17 protein-coding genes are annotated in these 22,910 nt (G+C 45.6%); 10 read left to right on the top strand and 7 right to left on the bottom strand.

Annotated features, from left to right (window positions below; all coding sequences use genetic code 11):
• The first annotated feature begins 11 nt into the window (after positions 1-11).
• The 4 genes from ACWB0I_RS15400 (at position 12) to ACWB0I_RS15385 (ending at position 4,229) form a co-directional block, all read left to right on the top strand.
• A complete protein-coding gene (locus ACWB0I_RS15400; protein ID WP_479388964.1) occupies positions 12-1,241 on the top strand; it encodes an NAD(P)/FAD-dependent oxidoreductase in 1,230 nt (409 codons plus the stop codon).
• Positions 1,242-1,335: 94 nt separating this feature from the next.
• Positions 1,336-3,012, top strand: coding sequence for a dipeptidyl-peptidase 3 family protein (locus ACWB0I_RS15395; protein WP_479388963.1), 1,677 nt, complete (start codon positions 1,336-1,338; stop codon positions 3,010-3,012).
• On the top strand, positions 3,012-4,013 hold the full coding sequence (locus tag ACWB0I_RS15390; protein ID WP_479388962.1) for a lipoate--protein ligase family protein: 1,002 nt from the start codon (positions 3,012-3,014) through the stop codon (positions 4,011-4,013). The genes ACWB0I_RS15395 and ACWB0I_RS15390 overlap by 1 nt, the downstream gene beginning before the upstream one ends.
• A 15-nt stretch (positions 4,014-4,028) precedes the next feature.
• Complete coding sequence (locus ACWB0I_RS15385; RefSeq protein ID WP_479388961.1) at positions 4,029-4,229, top strand: heavy-metal-associated domain-containing protein; 201 nt, start codon at positions 4,029-4,031, stop codon at positions 4,227-4,229.
• On the opposite strand, the gene ACWB0I_RS15380 is transcribed toward ACWB0I_RS15385, so the two are convergent.
• Positions 4,230-4,895, bottom strand: a complete 666-nt coding sequence (locus tag ACWB0I_RS15380) for a response regulator (protein ID WP_479388960.1) — start codon at positions 4,893-4,895, stop codon at positions 4,230-4,232. It lies immediately after the preceding gene.
• A 138-nt stretch (positions 4,896-5,033) separates the two neighbouring features.
• On the opposite strand from ACWB0I_RS15380, the gene ACWB0I_RS15375 reads away from it, so the two are divergent.
• The 4 genes from ACWB0I_RS15375 to ACWB0I_RS15360 all read left to right on the top strand — a co-directional run bounded on the left by ACWB0I_RS15375 (position 5,034) and on the right by ACWB0I_RS15360 (position 10,656).
• The gene (locus tag ACWB0I_RS15375; RefSeq protein WP_479388959.1) at positions 5,034-5,756 is read left to right on the top strand and encodes a M48 family metallopeptidase; all 723 of its coding nucleotides are present in this window, start codon (positions 5,034-5,036) and stop codon (positions 5,754-5,756) included.
• Positions 5,757-5,789: 33 nt separating this feature from the next.
• Positions 5,790-6,419 carry a ribose 5-phosphate isomerase B gene (rpiB, locus tag ACWB0I_RS15370; RefSeq protein WP_479388958.1) on the top strand — a complete coding sequence of 210 codons (630 nt, stop codon included), beginning with the start codon at positions 5,790-5,792 and terminating at the stop codon, positions 6,417-6,419.
• Between the two features lie 165 nt (positions 6,420-6,584).
• Positions 6,585-7,583, top strand: a complete 999-nt coding sequence (locus tag ACWB0I_RS15365) for a potassium channel beta subunit family protein (protein WP_479388957.1) — start codon at positions 6,585-6,587, stop codon at positions 7,581-7,583.
• A gap of 322 nt (positions 7,584-7,905) precedes the next feature.
• Positions 7,906-10,656, top strand: coding sequence for a M16 family metallopeptidase (locus ACWB0I_RS15360; protein WP_479388956.1), 2,751 nt, complete (start codon positions 7,906-7,908; stop codon positions 10,654-10,656).
• Between the two features lie 894 nt (positions 10,657-11,550).
• Here the strand turns inward: ACWB0I_RS15360 and ACWB0I_RS15355 are convergent.
• A complete protein-coding gene (locus tag ACWB0I_RS15355; RefSeq protein ID WP_479388955.1) occupies positions 11,551-16,200 on the bottom strand; it encodes a putative Ig domain-containing protein in 4,650 nt (1,549 codons plus the stop codon).
• Positions 16,201-16,600: 400 nt separating this feature from the next.
• Between ACWB0I_RS15355 and crcB the strand changes: the two genes are divergently transcribed.
• Together crcB and ACWB0I_RS15345 are read left to right on the top strand one after the other, a co-directional pair.
• A complete protein-coding gene (crcB, locus tag ACWB0I_RS15350) occupies positions 16,601-16,990 on the top strand; it encodes a fluoride efflux transporter CrcB (RefSeq protein ID WP_479388954.1) in 390 nt (129 codons plus the stop codon).
• 11 nt (positions 16,991-17,001) lie between these two features.
• Positions 17,002-17,343 carry a DUF190 domain-containing protein gene (locus ACWB0I_RS15345; RefSeq protein ID WP_479388953.1) on the top strand — a complete coding sequence of 114 codons (342 nt, stop codon included), beginning with the start codon at positions 17,002-17,004 and terminating at the stop codon, positions 17,341-17,343.
• Positions 17,344-17,517: 174 nt separating this feature from the next.
• On the opposite strand, the gene ACWB0I_RS15340 is transcribed toward ACWB0I_RS15345, so the two are convergent.
• From ACWB0I_RS15340 to ACWB0I_RS15320, 5 genes are all read right to left on the bottom strand, one after another.
• On the bottom strand, positions 17,518-17,901 hold the full coding sequence (locus tag ACWB0I_RS15340) for a GxxExxY protein (RefSeq protein ID WP_479388952.1): 384 nt from the start codon (positions 17,899-17,901) through the stop codon (positions 17,518-17,520).
• A gap of 216 nt (positions 17,902-18,117) precedes the next feature.
• Positions 18,118-18,948 (bottom strand): hypothetical protein, encoded by an 831-nt coding sequence (locus tag ACWB0I_RS15335; RefSeq protein ID WP_479388951.1) that lies wholly within the window; start codon positions 18,946-18,948, stop codon positions 18,118-18,120.
• Between the two features lie 492 nt (positions 18,949-19,440).
• On the bottom strand, positions 19,441-19,758 hold the full coding sequence (locus ACWB0I_RS15330; RefSeq protein WP_479388950.1) for a GIY-YIG nuclease family protein: 318 nt from the start codon (positions 19,756-19,758) through the stop codon (positions 19,441-19,443).
• Between the two features lie 269 nt (positions 19,759-20,027).
• Entirely contained in the window at positions 20,028-21,317 is a 1,290-nt protein-coding gene (locus ACWB0I_RS15325) for a FlgD immunoglobulin-like domain containing protein (protein WP_479388949.1), read from the bottom strand.
• A gap of 209 nt (positions 21,318-21,526) precedes the next feature.
• On the bottom strand, positions 21,527-22,910 hold a 1,384-nt coding region (locus tag ACWB0I_RS15320; RefSeq protein ID WP_479388948.1), incomplete at its 5' end, for a hypothetical protein.

Here is a 22,910-nt window from a genome sequence, read left to right as displayed (position 1 = left end):
GAACCGATCACATGTCCAAAATATATGATGTTGTTATTGTAGGAGGAGGGCCAGCCGGATCGGCGGCCGCTCTGTTTTGTGCTCGTCAGGGCCTGGAGGTTTGCCTGCTTGAAAAAGCGCAATTCCCGCGCGATAAGATTTGCGGCGATGCTATTTCTGGCAAATCCATGACGATCCTGAAGGAGTTAGGACTGCTGGAAGAAGTTGTAACCCTGCCTTCAGCCCGAATTGAAGCCATTACGTTTGGCAATCCGGATCACGATACGGTGACGATCCCTTTGCTGGGCGATAAACGCCAGGGGATTCCTCCAGGACTGGTAATTCGTCGTCTGCACTTTGACAACTTTTTGTTCCAGAAGGTGCGCAAAGAAGCGGACACGGTATATGAAGGTTATCAGGTGCATCGTCTGCTTTTTGACGGCGAACAGGTGGTCGGAGTCGATGCGAAAAGTTCCGACTTGAAGCACACCATCACGGTGCTGGGCAAGGTCATTGTTGGAGCCGACGGATTTAATTCGATCGTGGCGCGGAAGACCGGTTTATATGAGCATGATCCGGAGCATTGGGTAGTGGCCCTGCGTCAGTATTACAGAAATGTAAAAGGCCTGGATCATAAAATTGAGTTACACTACATTGATGAAGTGCAACCAGGGTACCTCTGGCTCTTCCCGGCCGGAGATGATCTGGTCAACGTGGGCATTGGCATGCTGCACAAAAGCCTCAAAAAACGCAAAGTCCAGTTGGCCGAGGCCATGGAAAAAGCGATCCGTAGCCCCTTTTTTGCGGATCGCTTTGCAGAAGCCGAAGCGCTTGAGGAACCCAATGGCTGGAATTTACCGGTGGGTAGCAAACATCGCAAAAATTACGGAGCGGGTTTTGTGCTGTTGGGCGATGCCGCCGGTCTAATCGATCCATTTACCGGGGAGGGAATCGGCAATGCCCTCTATTCCGCTATGATTGCCTCGCAGGTCATTTCCGATGCGCTGAAAAAAAACGACGTAAGCGCCGCTTCATTAAGTCGCTATGACCAAAAGTTGTGGCAGGCTCTGGGCGACGAATTGCAGGTCAGCACAAAACTGCAACGCATCGGGCGTATTCGACCTTTGCTCAATTTTGTCATTAAAAAAGCAGCCCGCAGCAATCATGTAAGGGAGATCATCAGCGGCATGATGGCCAATCAGATTCCGAAAACGGAGTTTGCCAATCCTTTCTTTTATTTTAAACTGTTTTTAAGTAAATGACAATGGATCGCAATGTAAGAAAAAACCAAAGACCAAGCTGTAAGTTGGATTTGTTTTTAAACAAAAAATGTTAATTAAACATTGAGGTTAGATCATGAAACATTATTTGCTTTTTCTGGCCATTATCAGCATTGTCTGGATGACCGGCTGTCAAAAAAAGGGTGAAAATCCGGAGGCTTTAAAGTTGAAGAAAATGATTGCCCAGTTCGCCCCTACGGAGATTAAATATGATCATTATCTGCTGGACGAAAGGCAGCAGAAAGTGGTGGAAAATCTCTACCAGGCTGCAAAAATTGTCGATGAAATCTATCTGGATCAGGTGTATGCCAAAAATTATGAAATTCGTAAACGCTTGCAGGAATCCGATGATCCACTGGACAAACTACGCCTGGAATACTTTACGATTATGTTCGGCCCCTTTGACCGACTGAATCACAATAAACCCTTCATTGGCACAACGCCAAAACCCAAAGGCGCCAACTTTTATCCGCAGGACATGACCCGAGAAGAATTTGAAGCCTGGATTAAAAACCATCCGCAGGATGAAGCGGCTTTTACCTCAGAGGTTACGGTCATTCGCCGCAAAAACGGGCAGTTGGTAGCTATCCCTTATTCCGAGTACTACAAAGACCAGTTGACCCAAGCTGCGCATTATCTGAACACAGCCGCCCAGTTTGCCGATAATCCTTCATTGAAAAAATACCTGACGCTGCGCGCCAAAGCCTTTTTGAGCAACGACTATTTTGAGAGCGATCTGGCCTGGATGGACTTGAAAGATCACACCATTGAAGTCATCATCGGCCCTTATGAAGTTTATGAAGATGAGCTATTTAACTACAAGGCCTCGTTTGAAGCCTTTATTACCTTACGCGATCCTGAAGAGAGTAAAAAATTGGAAAAATTTGCCGGTTATCTGCTGGATATGGAAAAACATCTGCCCATTCCGGACCAGTATAAAAATTTCAATCGTGGTTCGGAATCTCCCATGGTTGTTGTTCAGGAGGTATTCTCGGCCGGCGACACCAAAGCCGGTGTGCAAACATTGGCCTTTAACCTGCCCAATGACGAACGCGTGCGCGAGGCTAAAGGGTCGAAAAAAGTCATGCTTAAAAACTTGCACGAGGCCAAATTTCAGCAATTGCTTAAACCGATTGCCGAAAAAGTGCTTTTCCCCGATCAACTCGATTGGGTGACCTTTGAAGGTTTCTTTAACCACACGCTCATGCATGAAATTTCTCATGGTCTGGGGCCCGGAAAAATTGTGGTCAATGGACGACAGACCGAAGTGAAGAAAGAGCTGAAGGAGACCTATTCCAGTATTGAGGAGTGCAAAGCCGATGTTCTGGGAATGTACAATAATCAGTTCATGATCGAAAAAGGAGTGTATCCAAAAGATTTTGAGAAGGAGATTTACGTCACGTTTCTGGCAGGCATTTTCCGCTCCATTCGGTTTGGTATTAATGAAGCCCATGGTGCCGGCAACGCTTTAATTTTTAATTACCTTCTGGAAAAAGGGGCCTACCAGTTCGATCCTGCCGCCCATCGGGTTAAGGTGAATTTTGCTAAAATTAAAGAGGGCGTGCGGGACCTGGCCCGAACACTGCTGACCATTCAGGCCACCGGAGATTATCAGGGCGCCAGGAACCTGCTGGCCAGGTACGCGGTGGAATCGGAACCGATCATGCTAATACGTTCTAAATTACATGATTTGCCTGTGGATATTAAACCTGTGTTCCAGATTGAAAAGGAAATGGAAAGCAAGCTCAAATAATGGGCCATAACAGTCATCCATTGTGTATTGCCCTGGACAACCGGGGCAATCTTGATCCAGCTATAAATCTGGCTATTGAAGAATTTGCCGTTAGAAATCTGGATGAGCACCGGTCGTATTTTTTTGTGTACAGGAATAACCCTTCTGTAATCATCGGAAAGCATCAAAATGTCCTGCTTGAGGTTAATCTGCCTTTTTGCTGGGAGAACAACATTCCGATCTTCCGTCGTATTTCGGGTGGTGGCGCTGTTTACCACGACCCCGGAAATCTAAATCTGAGCTTTATTACGCGCTATTCGTTGAAACAATTTAATCAATACCGTACCTTCCTGGAACCTGTTGTGCAATTTTTTAAGCAACAGGGCATTCGCCTGGTTCTGGATCAAAGAAACAATCTTTTGCTGAACAACAAAAAGGTTTCTGGTAATGCCCAGTTTACCAGCCGCCAGCGGATGTTGAGTCACGGAACATTGCTGATCAACAGTCATCTGGATGTGTTGCGTCAAACACTAAAAAAGCCCAAAGAGGCGCAGAGCGTGGTGCAAAGCCATGCCACGCAATCCATTAAGAGTCAGGTAACCAATGTGGCCGACGAAAGCGGACGAACGCTAAATGCAGAAGAATTAAGCGAGCCGTTAACCACTTTGTTTTGCGGCAACAGACCGCAAGTCTATGGGTTTAGCGATCAGGAGTGGCGCCATATCCGGCAATTAGCTGAGCGAAAATACCGCAGCTGGGAATGGAATATCGCTGAATCACCACCGGCTTTCATCCGCAAGCAGGCCGCCATCAGCGGGAAACGGATCAAATGGGAATATTTTGTGGAAGATGGAAAGTTTAAAAAGGTTTGCCTCCACGATCAGGTTTTCAAATTGGTTGAATCCTGGTTTGAAGGGCAGAGGATTGATACCGGTTTATGGCAGAGATTAAAAAAAGAACAAGCGCAATTGCCGTTAAAAAGGCAGAGCGAAATAAAAGAATTATTACGGCTCTGGTTTTAAAATAAAGGAGATATTATGGGAAAGATAGTTTTAGACGTCAAGGGCATGACCTGCCAGCACTGTGTGCATGCCGTGACCATGGCCATTCAATCCGTCGATGGCACGGATGAAATCGAAGTTGATCTGGAATCCGGCCGTGCGGAATTTTTTCTGGAAGATGAAGAGAATCTGGAGCAGGTAAAACAGGCCATTCGCGACGCTGGGTACCAGGTGTAATTAATGCTCTTCGAAGACCACCATCTTGGTGTTTTCGATGTAATCCTGAATTTTAGCCGAGTGTGGTTGACGGAATTTTTCCAGAATAAATTTAATTTTGGCGATGGCCCGTTCCATGCGTTCCAGATATTCTATCTGTTTGTCGTCCAGATGTCTGGAACTCAGCGATTCTTTAAGCAAAAACAGGTTGCCACTTAAAACCGTTAAAGGCTGATTGATTTCATGATTTGCAGTCACAGCCATGGCCAAAATTGTTTTTTCCCGTTCCAGCTCTAAAAGTTTTTTGTGCGTGCGACTCAAATCGAGATGGGTTCGGATGCGGGCTAATAATTCTGTGCGATTAAAAGGGCGAGTCACATAGTCGGCGGCGCCCAGCTCAAAGGCCTTTTTAATCCCTTCTTCATCATTGCGTGATGTCAGAAAGATGATCGGAATAAATTGGGTGTGTGGCGAAGATTTTAATTGTTCACAAACTTCAAAGCCATCTACTTTCGGCATCATGATATCTAACAGAATTAAGTCCGGTTCCGCCTCAGTAACTTTCTGGAAAGCGACCGTGCTGTCCAGAGTGGATGCGATCTGGTAACCTTCTTTGACCAGAATCGAATTGAGAAGGTTAATGTTCATCTTATTGTCGTCAATGATAAAAATTTTTTCTCTGGGCATCGGTTCCCCATGTTTTAGATTAAACTTTTTGCACTCAATTACTGAGTATCGATTGATTTTGAACTTAGTTTAGACGATATTTATTGCACTTGATTTGAGTCACAGGAAATTCTAATATTAAAAAAAAGTGTAAAGGCGATGGCTGATCTTTTTTACAAATTGGGCAAGCGCGTAGGGAAGTCACTGGCAAAGGGTAAATATCTCTACCATTCTGCCATTGGTTCAAAATCGGAAGCGTTAAAATCCGAGTACCGTTTGGGCAGTATTCTGGCGCGTGAAATTGAGGGGCAAAACTCTATGTTTGATTCTCCGGAACACCAGCTGTTACTGGAAGTCCTGCTCAAACAATTGAAAACACGAGTTAAAAACGAAGATCGCTTTTTCTACATCAGGCTTCTGGAAAGTAGCGACTTAAATGCTTTTGCTCTGCCCGGAGGCTTTATCTTTTTGACTTCGGCCCTGTTGCAAAACATCGGTCAGAGCAGAGACCAACTGGCTTTTGTCCTGGCTCACGAAATGGTGCACATCATTGCCCGACATCCCTTTAAAAGATTGCTTGCGAACTATTCCATGGAGGCTTTGAGTAAGATATTTAAAAGGGGTTCATTTGTTGCGGTGTATGGTCAGAACGTGGTTAAAAAGTTGGTGCGCAGCCAGTATTCCCGGACCAATGAATATTATGCGGATGAATATGGCGCGCGCTTAATGTACAGTGCGGGGTTCGATCCGCAGGAGGCCATCCATCTACTGGAACGGTTCAAAGAGATGCATGCTCCACAGGGGCAATTTAACTATTTTGCCAGCCATCCAGCGCTGGATGATCGGATTGCACGCTTAAAAAAGATTATCAAAAGAAATTAAAACGTGTAACGCACAGGTTTAGAGGAAGAGGCGATGAAAAAGATCATAACCGAACGTATGGTAGAGGAAGCGGCAAAAGGAAGTAAACGAATTTACATTCAGGACCAAACCATTATTACCCCGCTGGCCAGGGACAAAGCCAGAGAATTGGGTGTTCAGTTTCTGAAAGCATCGGAAGTTAAGACGCCCCCGGATTCCTCAATCCTGGCCCAGGGATCCAGCCCGGAAAAAATAGTGATCGGTGCCGACCATGGCGGATACTATTTAAAAGAAGAGATCAAAGATTTTTTGAGAGAGAAGAAGTATCATGTGTACGATGTGGGCACGCACAGTCCCGATGTCTGCGATTATCCGGATTTTGCTTTTCAGGTGGCTGAATGGGTGGCTTCCGGTAAGGCGCATAGGGGAATTATGATCGACAGCGTGGGCATTGGCTCCGCCATGGCCGCCAATCGCGTGCCCGGTGTGTTAGCCGCAAAATGCAATAATGTGGTAGAAGCCAGAAGCGCACGGGAACACAATCTGGCCAATGTGTTGACCCTGGGGGCTAAAATCATTGGCAGCAATATGGCCAAAGAGATTGTAAGCGCATTTTTAAACACCCCAGAAGGTGCGGAGCGTCATCTAAGACGCGTGCAAAAGATATTAAATTACAAATCTTAGGTTTTTAAAAGGTAAGTCTTAGTGTCATTTCGAGAGTTCCGGAGAATCATGGGAATGAGAAATTTTCTAATTTTAACAAAAACAGAATATTTCTCATTCAGGTAAGTGGTAATGAGGTGCATTTTACAGGGCTTTAATCCATTTTAAACAAAGGAGTTTATGGATATGGAATATCGTTTTTTGGGTAAATCTGGGTTGCAGGTTTCGGCCCTTTCGTTCGGCGCCTGGGTGACATTTGGCGATCAGAACGATGAAGACCTGGCCTATCGTTGTATGAAAGAGGCTTACGATGCCGGTGTCAATTTTTTTGACAATGCAGAGGCTTACGCCAATGGTCAGGCCGAAATCATGATGGGCAATATTCTGAAAAAGACAGGATGGAAGCGCACAGACCTGGTGCTATCGACTAAAATATTCTGGGGCGGCTCCGGACCAAACGACCGTGGACTTTCCCGAAAACATATTTTTGAAGGGACTAACGCTGCTTTAAAGCGCTTGCAGGTGGATTATGTCGATTTGATCTTTTGCCATCGGCCCGACATCTACACGCCCATTGAAGAAACCGTCTGGGCCATGAATCTGATCATTCAGCAGGGCAAAGCTCTCTATTGGGGAACCAGTGAATGGTCTGCAGAGCAAATCCGTCATGCCTATGAGTTCGCTCTGCGTGAACATTTGATTCCGCCAACCATGGAACAGCCTGAATACAATATGTTCAGACGGGAAAAAGTGGAAAAAGAGTTTTTGAATCTGTACCGAGACATGGGGCTGGGTACGACCACCTGGAGCCCTTTAGCCAGCGGAATTTTGACCGGCAAATACAATAATGGCATCCCCAAAGGATCGCGCCTTTCATTAAAGGGCTATGAGTGGTTGCGAGCCAGGCTGGAATCAGAAGAGGGGAAAAAGAAGATTGAAAAAACCAGAGCTTTAAGCAAAATTGCCGATGAGTTGGGCGTAAGCATGGCTCAGCTGGCCATTGCCTGGTGTTTAAAAAATCCTCATGTCAGTACCGTCATTACGGGCGCTTCACGTCCGGAACAGGTTCAGCAAAATCTAAAAGCGCTGGAAGTGGTGCCGCTTCTCAATGATCAGGTCCTGGACAAGATTGAAAGCATTTTACAAAATAAACCGCGACCGCCTATGGACTTAAGGAATATTTAGGATCAATAATGGGAGAATAATCGCCAGCGCCAGCAGCTTCGAACAATCAGCCGGGCTGGACCGGTACAATAGGTGAAATAACAGAATGTCTCCCGCCCTTAAAAAAACAAACATCTAATGAAACCAACGGACAAGATGTTCGTAGATAAAATGTTTTGATCACTAACCAAAGAATCGGGCAAATGTAAATTTTTTGTCACTTCGAGGAGAGCAGAAAATAGTAAAAGGGGAAACCTTTTGTTTTTTTAATCTTAGAAGTTTGTTGAAGTGACATCTATGTTCAATTTGCCAATGTTACTTAAAACAATAAAAAGGAGGTACTATGCGTCAAACTTTCATCGGCCTGTTACTGATCCTGCTTGTTTCTTCTCTCAGCTTTGCAAGCAATGATGATGAATTACAGGCTCTAGCCAAACAAATTGATATTCCATTTCAGAAATTTGTGCTCAAAAATGGACTCACTTTGATCGTTCATGAAGATCACAAAGCGCCCATTGTGGCCGTCAATGTCTGGTATCATGTGGGCTCTAAAAATGAAAAAACCGGCAAAACGGGTTTTGCTCATCTGTTTGAGCACTTAATGTTCAATGGCTCGGAACATTTTAACGACGAGTATTTCAAGCCCTTTGAAAAAGTGGGGGCCACCGGCATGAACGGCACCACTAATCGAGATCGCACCAATTACTTCGAAACCGTTCCGGTAAATGCGCTTGATTTAGCTTTGTGGATGGAATCGGACCGCATGGGCCATCTGATTGGCGCTATCGATCAGGCTAAACTAGATGAACAACGGGGCGTTGTGCAGAATGAAAAACGCCAGGGCGAAAATCAACCTTACGGCAAGGTCTGGACCTGGATCGCCCATAACACCTATCCCAAAGGCCATCCCTATTCCTGGACCACGATTGGTTCCATGGAGGATTTAAACGCAGCCTCGTTAGAGGATGTGCATGAATGGTTCAAAAACTACTACGGAGCTGCTAATGCTTATCTGGTGATTGCCGGTGACGTTAACACCGAACAGGTGAAGCAAAAAGTAGAGCAATATTTTGGCGATGTTCCACCGGGCCCGCCCGTAGCCAAACACGATGTGTGGGTGGCCAAAATGGAAGGCACACACCGCATGGTGGCCGAAGATCGCGTTCCCCAGGCCCGCATCTGGAAGGTCTGGAATATTCCAGAATGGGGCAACAAAGAAGCTGTTTTATTGGACCTGGCTGCCTCAGTGTTGGGGAGCGGCAAAAACTCAAGACTCTACAAACGTCTGGTTTATCAGGATCAGATTGCCACAGACGCTTCGGCTTATGTTTATCTGGGCGAAATCGGCGGTCAATTTATGATCTCGGCTTCGGCGCGACCGGGCGTCGATTTGAAAATCGTGGAACAGGCCATTGATCAGGAATTTCAGAAATTTTTAGAAGAAGGCCCGACCAAAGAGGAGCTTAAACGCGTCAAAGTGCAATATCTTTCTGGCTTTGTAAAAGGGATTGAGCAGATCGGCGGATTTAGAGGCAAAGCCAATATTCTTGCTCAAAATGAAATCTTTGGCGGGCGTCCGGATTATTTCAAAAAAACGGTCAACTGGGTAGTCAATGCCAGACCGCAGGAAGTCCATGCCATGGCTAAAAAGTGGTTGAGCGATGGCGTTTTTATCCTGGAAATCCATCCCTTTCCCAAATACAGTACAAGCGGTCAGGATGTGGATCGATCCAAATTACCGGAAACTGGAACGCCTCCAGAGCCCGAATTTCCGCAATTTGAAAAGATTAAGCTGGACAACGGACTCGAGATTTTCTACACAAAACGAACTACGGTTCCTGTGGTAAACATGTCGTTGGTGATTGATGCCGGATATGCTGCCGATCAATTTGCCATGCCGGGCACAGCCAATATGACGCTCTCCATGCTGGATGAAGGCACGCCGAAATGGTCTTCTCTGGAAATTAGCGAAAAACTGGATTTGTTGGGCGCGGATTTATGGACGGGTTCCAATCTGGATATCTCCTATGTGCGCCTCAATGCCTTAAAAACCACGCTACCGCAGGCCATGGAAATCTACGCTCAGGTAGTTCTCCATCCAACCTTCCCTGAAAAAGAATTGCAACGCCTCAAAAAGCAGGTTGTCGCCGGAATTAAGCGGGAACAGGCCCAACCGGTACAGATGGCGCTGCGCGTGTTACCCAAATTCATCTATGGCCAGGGTCATGCCTATGGAAACCCGTTAACCGGTAGCGGCACCATCGAATCGGTGGAAAAGATGACCAGAGACGATCTGGTGCAATTCCATCAGCAATGGTTTAAGGCCAACAACGCCCGATTGATCGTGGTCGGCAACATCGAAAAGGATGAACTCATCTCCCTGGTAAAAAAACATTTTGGAGATTGGAAACCGGGCGTCGTGCCTCAAAAGAATATTTCGCAGGTAAGTCTGAAACCGGCACAGATTCTGCTGATCGATAAACCCAATTCTCCGCAGTCGCTGATCATTGCCGGTCATGTGGCGCCGCCCAAAAGCGATGAGGAAAATCTGGCGATTGAAATGATGAACAAAGTACTGGGCGGTACTTTTACCTCGCGGTTGAATATGAATCTTAGAGAAGAAAAGCACTGGTCTTATGGTGCGCGCACCATGTTAATGGACGCCCGCGGCCCTGAATTGTTTTTTGCTTACGCCCCGGTGCAAACCGATAAGACCAAAGAGTCGATTCATGAAATCATGAAAGAATTGAATGGTATTCTGACTGATAAGCCGATAATACCGCAGGAATTGGAAAAAGTGAAGCAAAACGAGGTGTTGAAACTGCCAGGCACCTGGGAAACCAGTCGCGCCATTTTAGGCAGCCTGCAGGAAATGGTGGCTTATGAGCTGCCGGAAAATTATTGGATGCAATACCCGAACCTGATTCGTGGCCTAACGTTGCAGCAACTGCAAATGGCTGCTAAAAAAACGATTCATCCGGATCATTTAATTTGGGTGGTTGTAGGCGATCGCTCTAAAATTGAGGAACCGATCAAACAATTGGGCATTGCCCAGGTTACGGTTGTGGATGTGGAAGGAAATGAAGTAAAATAAGCCCTGAATAAGTTGTAAACAAATGGCCCTGTTCCGATTGGGATGGGGCCATTTTAGAATACTGCCTTAGAATACTTCCTTCAAAACTTATAATCCCGCTTAGCGGGATGCGAAAATTTTTGTGTTAAAGATCCTAACCCCCCGGCCCCCTTCCCTTTTTTAACAAAGGGAAGGGGGAGCGAATTGTGCCGCTTTGCTGAGTCTTCGCCTTACATGTCAACAAATTTTATTTTTTTTGAAATCTTTGTGCTCTCTGTGGTTGATTTTGGTTGCGGCTATACTGCCTTAGAATACTTCCTTCAAAAGATCTAATCTCTCCACAGCGGGATGCGAAAATTCTTGTGTTAAAGATCCTAACCCCCCGGCCCCTTCCCTTCTTTTAATACAAGGGAAGAGGTAGCAAATTGTGACGCTTTGCTGAGTTTTACTCTGATATGTAAAGATCTTATGCAATCTTTGCGCACTTTGTGAATGCCCTGGGCTATCTTTGCTTGCTTAAATCTCTGTGGAAATGTTTTTGGGTTGAGGCTTTGCTGCCTTAAAATCTGTTCTCTAAGGAAAATCGATTCCGTTTTTAGACATTTTTTTATTGGCTCTATCCTGCCAATGCGACTCTGGAGAGTCGCGCTACGGTTTCATAAAATTTTTGAAAACTTTCATTTTCCTTTCCGGCTGCCGCGGGCCAGACGCATAGTAAAATTAAATCCAATAGACCGAATTCTCATTAGTAGTGAATTGGCCTGCGTCCTGATTCCGACTCTCACAGGAGGGGCAAGGAAGTTTTTCAGCAACTTTCCGTTCCTTCGAGAGTTCTGCAAATAAAAAAAGGAGAAAACACTAATTGATTGTGCTTTCTCCCCTTTTGAATGATCACAGGTATTTCGTATGGCAAAATCAATTGCCTGTAGTATCTGCCTCAGCGGGTTGCGCTTTTGGTTTTACCTCAATTTGTACATTCATGGTCGCCTCTTCCTGTCCATCGCTTACTTTGACGACAAATGTGTGGCTGCCGGTTTGATCTTCTGCGGGGGTCCAGGAAAAGGTACCAGAATCATCGATTTTGGCGCTGGAGGGCAAATGATCGCCCGAAAACTTTAAGTCATCGCCATCCGGATCGTTGCCTTTAAATTGCAAACGAACGGTCTCGCCTACCTGGGCCTCAGCCTTGCCCGGACCTTCAATTGCAGGCGGTCGATTGACATTTTGCACAGTGATGGTTACGGTTTGCTGCGCTTCTGCCTCTCCGTCGCTCACCTTAAAAACCACCTGGTGCTTGCCCTGCTGGTCGAAAGCCGGCTTCCAGGTAAAGGTTTGCGTAGCCGGATCAAAAGCAGCGCCCTGTGGTAGATTCTGCGCGCTAAACCGCAGTTCGCTTCCGGCATCGGGATCGGTGGCCGAAATCGTAAAACGCAGCTCTTCGTTTTCTTTCACCTGTTGGTCGCCAATTTCATTAAACACCGGCGGGCGATTGACATTCTGCACCGTAATTTTCACTTCTTTAATGACAGTCGTATCGCCATCGCTCGCGCTGAAAGTTACAGAGTACACTCCGGCCTGTTCAAAGCTGGGCGTCCAGTTGAACTGCCCACTGCCGGCATCGAATTGTGCGCCCTGGGGCAGATTTTGGGCGCTTAACTGTAATGAAGTTCCGGCATCCGGATCGCTGGCCGCAACCGTAAAGGTCAATGTTTCATTCTCCTTAACCTGCTGGTCGCTTAAACCCGTAAATTGGGGGGCACGATTCACATTGACGACTTCAATGGGCACCGTAGTACTGGCTTCTTCCTTTCCATCGCTTACTTTAAAGGTGACCTGATAGCTACCCGCCTGTTCAAAGGTCGGAGTCCAGCTAAACATTTGACTGGCCGGATCGAACTGCGCGCCATCCGGTAAACCTTCCGCGGAATAGAGCAGTGTGTTATCCGTGTCTTCATCGGTACCAATAACTTTAAAGCTCAAAGTCTGGTTTTCAAAGACTTTTTTCGCTTCCACAGGCTGTAACTGCGGCGGACGATTCAAATCTTCGATGGTGATGGCTACCGTCTGTTCGGCAGACAGGCCTCCGCTGTCGGTCACTTTACACTGCAACTGGTAGGTTCCAGCCTGTAGAAAGTTGGGCGTCCAGTTAAAAGCCCCGCTTTGAGCATCCAGTAGCGCCCCTTGCGGCAGATTGGCGCAACTGTAAACCAGTTTACCGACATCCTCCTTGTCCGGATCGCTGCCTTTGAGTTGAAAGGTCAGGGGCGTATTTTCCACGCCTTGAAGCGGCGCCACGGGTTCCAGAGACGGCGCACGATTCACATGGTTAACCGTCATATTGAATTGTTTTTGATCCGATAGGTGACCGCTGTCCGTTACTTTAACCGTAATGTCCGAATAGACACCGGACTGTTCGTAGGTGGGTGTCCAGGAAAAGGTTGCGGTAGTCGAATCGAAAATCATGCCTTGCGGCAGGTTTGAAGCGCTAAAGCGCAGTTTCCCCTGGTCTTCCTGATCAGGATCGGTAGCCTTTACTGTAAGTTGCCAGGGCTGATTTTCATCGATGGTCTGGTCGGCAATGGGCTCCAGCACAGGGGGACGGTTCACATGATTGACGGTAATTTGCAGGGGCTGCTCCACCGTAAACTGGCCATCCGTTACCTGAAGGGTAATGGTGTAAACACCCGATTGTTCATAGGTGGGCGTCCAGCTTAAAGTTAAGGTATTTGGATCGAATTGGGCGCCCTGGGGCAAGTTAAGCGCCGTATATTTTAACTTGCCTTCATCTTCTTTGTCCGGATCGCTTGCAGGAATCAAATGGACGGTCAACGGCTGATTTTCATCCACCACCTGGGGCGGTTGTTCGGCAAAAACCGGCGTTCGGTTTACATGATTGACCGTAATGGGCACGGTCAGAGTATCGCTTAAGCCAGCAGGATCTTGAATGGTAAACAACACCTGATAATCGCCCGATTGTTCAAAGGTCGGTGTCCAGCTGAATCGACCACTGGACGGATCAAACGTGGCCCCTTCCGGAAGCTGAATGGCGCTTAAAGTCAGTTTTCCACTGTCTTCCTTATCCGGGTCGGAACCGCTCACCGTAAAGGTCAACGGTTGATTTTCATCGACCGTTTGCGGCCCTAACTGAGCCATAAGCGGAGGTCGGTTCACATGGTTTACGGTAATGGTTGTAGATTTGCTATCGCTTAATTGTCCATCGCTGACCGTAAAAGTGATTGGATAAACTCCGGATTGCTCAAAGGTGGGCGTCCATCTGAACTGAGCGCCCTCCAACAGGGCTCCCTCCGGCAATCCTTTGGCGCTGTACATCAGCTTGCCCTGATCCTCTTTATCCGGATCGCTGCCCTGCAGTTCAAAGGCTAACAACTGATTTTCATCGACCGCTTTTGGCGGGATGTCGGCCAGGGTTGGCGGTCGATTGACGTGATTGACCGTAATCGTTACAGCGGCCGTATCGCTAAGGCCTGAAGGATCCCGAATAATGAATAATACATCGGAATACACGCCCGATTGCTCAAAGGTGGGTTTCCATTTAAAAAGATTGGAATCCGGATTGAAGGTCGCACCAGGCGGCAAATTTTCGGCCGAAATCTGCAAACGTCCCAGATCCTCACGATCCGGGTCTTCGCCGGAAACCGTAAATTTTAACCATTGATTTTCATCCACGGTTTGATCGCCAACCTCAGCAATCTGCGGCGGACGGTTGACATGGGTAACCGTGATATTCACGGTAATCGAATCGCTTAAAGCTCCGGCTGTAAAGACGAACAATACATCTTTGTACACACCGGATTGCTCATAGGTAGGTTTCCAGGAAAAGGTAGCCGTTGCCGGGTCGAAGGTGGCGCCCGGCGGTAAATTAAAGGCTGCGTAACTTAAAGCGTTCTGATCTTCTTTGTCCGGGTCTGAACCGTGCAACGTAAAGGTTAATAATTCGTTTTCCCTGACCGTCTGATCCGGCACTTCTGCCAGAGTCGGTTTGCGATCCACGTGATGCACGGTGATAACCGAGGCTTCGCGAGCAAAGGCGCCGGCAGGATCGTACACTGTAAAATCAATGGGATATTCTCCGGATTGTTCATAAGTGGGTTTCCAGGTAAAAACGCGCGTTTGCGGGTCAAAGGATGCCCCCTGCGGCAAATTCTGAGCCGTGTAAGTCAATTTGCCGGCATCTTCCTTATCAGGGTCTTCTCCTTCCGGAATGGTAAAAGTCAAAGTCTGATTTTCATCCACTTCATAATCGGGAATTTCGGCGATGGTTGGCGGCCGGTTGACATGGTTCACCACAATCTGAATGGTATCGCTGTCGGTCAGCTGGCTTTGCGTCCGCTCATGGACCGTTACCACAATTGGGCCATAAACACCCGATTGTTCATAGGTCGGCGTCCAGCTAAAAAGCCCGCTTAAAGAATCGAACTGCGCACCTTCGGGCAGAAAGGAAAGGGTAAAATAGATGGGATCGGCATCCGGATCGTAAGCATGGGCCTGAAATGTGAGCAATTGATTCTCATCCACGGTTTGATCCTGTAAATCGGACAGCACCGGCGGACGATTGTAACGTAACACCAACGTGGCTGAATCGGCTGCAGCGTAAACATAAATATCCTTTTTTAAGGCATAATACATTTTGGAAGGGCTTTTGTAGCGACCAATCAATTGGGGATTGGCCGGGTCCTGAACATCGACAAATTGTAACTCTTTCAGGACATCATTGCTGACAAACACCGTGGCCCCACTTTTATAGGCGCTGTAAGCATAGCCTTTTAAAGAAATGGTTCGCACATGTTTGGGCTTTTCCGGCAGACTCACATCGAGTACACTTAAACCGGCCGGTCCATTGGCCGCATAGGCATATTCGTTTTCAAAATGGATACTACGTGTGTATTTGAGTTCAGGTACATGGCCACCGGTTGCTCTGGGCATTTCCGGATCACTTACATCGAATACCTGGAGCCCATTCCGTTTGTCCATTACATAGAGATAATTCTGGAGCAAACCAACGCCCCAAACAAAGCCACCGGCATCGATTCTGGATACTAATCTGGGATCATGAACGTCATTAACGTCGTAAACCATAACTCCTGAATCTGCCTCAGCCACGTAAACATAGGGCAAGTCGGCTACTACCCAATACGATTCGGCCCGCGGCCTAATGCGTCCAATTTTGCGGGGAGCATTTAGATCCTTAATGTCAATAATCCATACTCCGTCTAACCGACAGGACATAAAAGCCAGCGAGTCGGTTAGAAAGATGTTTTGCGTCGGCGCAAGATTTTCCGGATAAAGCACCGTCACTTCGCGTGCCTTTTGAGGATCCTGAATATCCAGCACCTGGACGCCTACGTACTCGTCGACAATAAAGAGATAATTATCTTTGAAAGCAAGTTGTTTTAAGCCATCCTTGTAAGGAGTTCCATCAATCGCTTTGGGAGGGAGATATTTGGTGATAAACTCAGCGCTAACCTTTTCCTGAGCCCAGAGAAAATTAAAACTGAGTAAAACAATGAACACAAACATGTTTTTTAAGGTTCGATGAGCCTTCATAATTCGCGCTCCTCTTTAAGGTATTGCTTGAGGCATTGTGAACATGAGCAATATATATTTAATCTCTTTTTAAATCAAGAAAACTAATTGGCGATTTCAATACATTAACCTGGCATTCATGCTCCTGTCAAAAACCGATTGTTCAGATTTGTATTTTCGAACCTAAAAGAACAATTCTTTAAATATTTTTCTGTAAATGGACGCGAAGTGAGTAGGACGGTAAAATATCGTTTTGAAAGGCAGTAGCTGTAATAAACAGGCCGCTGATTTTAATAGACCTTTACCTCGCTGTTAGAAAGGTAAGCTGAAACTTACCACGGCTGGAATTTAGCTCAGGCAAATTTGACGCATTGCATCATTTTACATTTTACCTTAAAATAGGTCTTAAAAAGAATGGAGCATGGTACGAAGTATGTATCGACTATTGTTAATTGGCGGGGGTGGATTTTTAGGTGCAATTTCCCGATACCTGTTGAGCGGTTTAGTTTATCGAATGATCCGGGATCCCTGGTTTCCGTATGGCACGCTGGCCGTCAATCTGATCGGGTGTCTGATTATCGGTTTTTTAAACGGATTAATCGAATTACGCCAGATTTTATCACCAGATACGCGCGCCTTGCTGTTAATCGGATTTGTGGGCAGTTTTACCACTTTTTCCACCTTTGCTTTCGAAAGTTTCTCCCTGGTCCGCGATAGTCAATTTTTAAGTACCTTTTTAAATCTTACTTTGCATGTTGTTTTAGGCATCGTATTTGTATGGCTGGGGAACGGTCTGGCTAAAACATTATAGGAGGTCCCGTCATGATCCTTCCTGAAAGAGGTCATTTATTGCGTATTTTTATTGGTGAAGACGATCACCATGAAGGGAAGCCCCTTTACGAATGGATTGTTCAAAAAGCGCGCGAAGCCGGGCTTGCCGGCGCGACGGTTTTGCGGGGCCTGGAGGGTTTTGGGGCGCACAGCCGCTTGCACACCGCTAAATTTCTGCGCCTTTCCGAAGATTTGCCTATTGTAATTGAGATTGTAGATACGCTGGAAAAGATTGAAGCGTTTTTACCGATTATCGATGGGGCTATTGAAGAGGGTCTGGCTACGATTGAAAAAGTTGAAATTCGATTTTACCGGAGCGGTAAAAAAGGGTGATTGATAAAGAGATAAAAATTTGAGGTTTTTCGCGCTGATTACACTGATCTACGCAAATATTCTTTACCTATTTTAATCTTTTTTCTTCTTAATCTGCGAGAATCCGCGCCATCTGCGTGAAAATCTTTTTTGCAGACCTATATAAAGCTCTTCGGATTAAATCCAAGGATCGCTTTATAATTTATTTACAATTCTTACGATATTCTTTTCCAGGTCATCGGTATTAAAATTAACAAGAATCCCTAACTTCAATCCACTGACTCTCAAATAAGTTAATAATTGTTTATAATGTACCGGTTTAAGCGATTCCACCGATTTGATTTCCACAATAACAAGATTATCAACTAGCATATCCATTCTAAAACCGAGCTCGATGATTTCGTCTTCATATTTAACCGGAAGCCCTACTTGCGTTTTTACTTTGTGCCCTAATTTCCCCAATTCATAAGAGAGTGCAGCCACATAAACTGATTCAAATAAACCTGGGCCAAGATTGTTATAAACTTTAAAAATAGCGCCACGTATATTATAAGAAATTTTATTTTCCACTTTCTCCATAATTTACTTCTTGCAGAGTCTATATTTACTTTGAGCTATTCTCATTTTAATCTGCGGAAATCTGCGCTATCTGCGAGAGATTTACTTCTCGCTGATTACGCTGATTTACGCAGATATTCTTTACTCAATTTAATCTTTTGTCTTCTTAATCTGCGGGAATCCGCGCCATCTGCGTGAATCCATGTGATCTGAGTGATCCTTTATTGCTTTCAACACCTAATAGCCGTCCTCATAATAATCCGGGATAGCCGTAAAAATAAAGATGAATCGTTCCAGCATTTCACCGATGATCAGAAAAAATACGCTAATGGCGATTACATTTTCTTTAGACCAGGCCTGATATAGACAAAAGATCAAAGGGATGAAGATGCCGATCACCATTCTAGCCCCAAAAACAAATCCGTAATTTATCAGGATTAAGCGAACGGTTTGCCTGGTTTCCGGGCGAATCATATTCAGCGCCTTAAATCTGCCAAAAATAGAGATAAGTTCCAGCACAATGAGCGAGCAAATCCACCATTCCAGATCATACACATGAAAAATAAAGACCCAGGCAGCAAACATGAACTTGGCCACTCCAAAACCCAGGTTGACTGTTGTGAAAAAATTCTGCCAGGCCGGAAATCCCTGCTCTGTAATATATTTCTGGAACTGATAGAAGAGTACAATCATGCCAATGGCCAGAAAAAGCTCCATGAATTTTAGGTGTATATCTATTTTGTTTAAAACATAGAGCGCATACATCAAAAGAAGGGTAAGCACAAAATAATAACTGTTCACTCGCGCTTTGTGGAACCAGCGGGGGAGGTTGTCAATCTTTTTAAGGACCATCGATAAAAATAGCAAAGGCAACATGATCAGCGTAGCAATGCCGGCAAAAAGGATAAACGTATCGTAATACTGCGATTGAAAATGGGCGCCGGGATGAACGTTGATCTTGTTGTAGTAATACAAAAATCCCGCGACATATCCACCCAGCCCGCTTTCAAAGGCCAGGGTGTACAAATAGAGCCACTGCCTGGTTAATGTTTCAGTCGAAAAATTCATAACAGACTTTCATAAATTTCGAAATACGTATTTCGAATATCGAAACAAATCCAAAATACAAAATTTTAGAATGAAAAAAAAAGGTTATTTGCTCTACTTTGTGTGTTTCTCCAGCCTCAACTGTTATTCCCGCGCAAGCAGGAATCCCTTCCACACTTTCAAGTCATTCCTGCGTAAGCAGGAATCCTCAACACACCAACCAGTCATTCCTACGAACACAGGAATCCCCCCCATCCTTCAAGGGATTCCGGCTCTCGCTGGCGCTCGGCCGGAATGACCCCAAACCAGTCATTCCCGCCCAAGCGGGAATCCCTTTCGCCTTTCCACGTCATTCCTGCGAACGCATGAATCCCCGACACACCAACCAGTCATTCCTGCGCAAGCAGGAATCCCATCCATCCTTTAAGGGATTCCGGCTCTCGCTGGCGCTCGGCCGGAATGACCCCAAACCAGTCATTCCCGGCAAGCAAGAATCCCACTCCTATACTTCCCTCACCCTTCTTCACCTTCCTTCCCCCCCAGCAAATCATAATACAAATCCTTCCAATCCGGATTCATCCCTTCTATCAATTCAATTTTCCAGGCGCGTTTCCATTTTTTAATCCTCTTTTCACGAATAATAGCATTCATGGGATCGTGATGAATTTCATAATAGACAAGCTTATCAACATTATATTTTTTAGTAAATCCATCTATAAGTTTGTGTTTATGCTGGTAGGTACGTCTTATTAGATTATTGGTAAAGCCAGTGTAAAGAACGCCATAGGGCCTATTGGTCATGATGTAGACATAATAATTTTTCAAGACCATTATTCTTTATTTCATTACACTTGACAACCTTACACCATTTTCCCCCGCAAGCAGGAATCCTCCCCCCCCAACCAGTCATTCCTGCGAACGCAGGAATCCCCGACACACCAACCAGTCATTCCTGCGAACGCAGGAATCCCACCCATCCTTTAAGGGATTCCGGCTCTCGCTGGCGCTCGGCCGGAATGACACCGGGACAGTCATTCCCGCGCAAGCGGGAATCCCATTCACCTTTCCACGTCATTCCTGCGAGGGCCGGAATGACACCTTTATTTTACCAGGCAAACCTTTATGCTTTGTTGAACGTTTCTGGCCTGCAGTACCACAAAGTAAATGCCCGCCGGCAAAGGCTGCCCCGCGTCGCTGGCGCCGTCCCACTGCAAACGATACTGCGTGTTGCCCGCCAATGCGCCGCTAAACAGCGTGCGGACTTTTTGTCCCTGTAAATTGAAGATGTTGATAGACAGGTTAGCCTCGCCTTGCTCAAGCTGCGGTACGTCAAATGTAATGGTGGTGGAAGGATTGAAGGGATTGGGCTGATTGGGATAAAGCCGAAAATTTTTGATGACCGACGTCGAGACCGCGGCATTTAGATCGCCCTGCGTCACCTGAACTTTAAGCGGCCCGTGAAACGTGCGCTGGCCTTTTAAATCCACGTCGGCTAATTTGTAGTAATACGTTTCACCGGAAACAACGGAATAATCAGGATATTGGTAATTATGGGCCTGGCTGCTGTTAATCTGACCTTTTAAAGCTGGATTGCTGCGGTAACTGTCGATCAGTTGATAGCCATCGGCAGACATTAAAGAGCGATAGACTTCAAAGCCCAGGTTTTCCACTTCGCTTTCTGTGCGCCAGGTAAGCAGCACATGCCCCTCCTGTACAACAGCGCGGAAGGAAGAGAGGGTAACGGGGAGGGAAAAATCTCCGAACGTTGTAAAGTCATAGCGATTAGTATTATCACCTATCCAATTAGCCTTATCACAAATTGCGGACAAAGCGTCTCCAGAAGAGGAAAAGCTAGTGGAACCATTATATTTTACATTATCATATTCATCAACTGCAACAGCATTTACACCGTTTGTTAATCCAGGCGGTAAAGCAGAAGTATTAGCATCGGTTGCATCAGTTTGCCACTGCCCGGGATTACCTTTTATATTTAATGCAAAAATAAAATTTGGAGAACTTTCAGTTCCTTGATAAACCAATATCTGATCTCCACTTGTAGCAGATAGTGCAAAAGAGCCCCCTCCACTTGAAAAATCAGCAGAATTGCTACTATAAACAATAGTTGTACCTGCACTAATATTAGAAGGAGCCGTATATATCAATATTCCTTCACCAGTACGAAAAGAATTGGTTGAAGAACTCCAACCGTTATCAGTAAATTTAATTTGAGTTCCACTTGGTATATCAACTAAAGCCAAAAAAGCAAAATCATCAGGATTATCAGAATTAGCTCCAATTAATGCAACATCTCCAGGATTTAGTGTAGATTGAGAAAATAAACTTGGGCTTAAAAACATCACAAAAATTAATAAAAAAGTTAAATAACGCATACCTCCTCCCCGATATTTTAATTCCCCAATTAAACAATAAAATGCTTTGATCTAATATAAAAACTTTTAATGTCATATTCCAATAGTTTTTTTAGATTTTTGTTAACATTTTTTTGGATTTATGTTGTTTTTTAAAGGCAGGGAGATGGAGGGGATAAGAGTGTAAGAGTTGAAGAGTACAGGTGGATGGGGTTGGATGGTTTTCCTTTTCAGTCAATGCCAAAGCTAAAGTTGGCCAGATACTGAAAACCTAATTTGACCACCCAGTCGCCCCTTTCCGCATAGCGGTTGGAATAATGGACGGGCTCCTTGCGGTACCAGATATCGGCAAATATTCTAAGCCTGCTGCTGGCATAATAGCGCAGCTTAAAATGATTGATAAAATTGTAGGTGACCGGCGGCAGAAGGAAGGGCTCTTTTTTCAAAGGGAATAAATCCGTTACCGAAACCGCGCCATAGCGCCCATAAATGGCCTCATTGGAAAGATATATTGGGAAATAACGCCAGATATCTAACTTAAATTTAAATTCTTCCAATCCCGGCGCCGGATAGCCAAGACCATATCCGCGATAATGGTAATTTTCCCAGGAGAATTTGGACTGGTAGGTGCGATTCCAGATTCTCACATAACTAAACGACCATAGCGTGCCCTTCAATAGCGCATCGGCCTGACGCAGAGAGGCCAAAAGGCCAAAGCGATCCGGATAGCGGGCGCGGTCGTCGATGCCCGGATCGTTGTTCACAATAATATCATCCAGCAGGAACTGTCCCCAGAAAGCGGTGCGGCTCAAAGGCTTCCAGAAGACCTCCGCCGCCCAGAAGCCGTCCATTTGTTCACGATCGTTGCGCTGAATGGGATAATAGAAATTCATGGGATTCAAAAAAGCCCATTCAAAAGGACGATATTCGCCGCCATAGGTGGCCATTTCTGTTAAAGCAAATTGAAAGGTATCGCTTATATGAATATCTAAACGATGGCCCACCAGATGGCGGCGCGCGTTTTCTACCGGCAGTGCAGGATTTTTAAATGAATAAACCGGCTGATAGTCATCCAGCTGCGCATAAATCAAAGAAAATTTGAGGCGTTTAAGATTGAGGGCGATTAATAGATGGTCGTAAGTATAAGGATTATCTGACAGTATTAAACCGTATTCGCCCAGCGCCCCCCAGTTGCGATGCGTTCTACCGTAAAAAACCGTTACTTTTTGATGATGAAAATGGGCATAGGCCTCATTGACCCGGCCATATAACCAGTGTTCCGATTCTGAGAGATCGCCGGCAAAGTTGGCATCGTATTTAAACTCCTGATCGACCGTAGTTTGATTAACTAAAGTCAGGTATTTATTCGTAAAACTAACGCCCCCATCCACACGATAGCGATTGAGCAAAGCCCGGTCCCACTTTACCGCTTCCAGCGCCTTGACAAATAGATTGGCCTTACGCGCAGCAAAATATTGCCTCCAGTAGGCGTGGAAATAAGAGGCTGGCTTTGTATTTTGCTTTTGAAACACCTCCTCGAATGAATAAGGTTGATTCAAAATAAAATACGGCGCAGCATCGCCTCTGGTAATTTGATAATTTAAAAATTGATAC

Source organism: Caldithrix sp. (genome assembly GCF_056497305.1).
The sequence above is the reverse complement of the archived record's forward strand: the minus strand, read 5'-3'. Positions and strand labels throughout refer to the sequence as shown.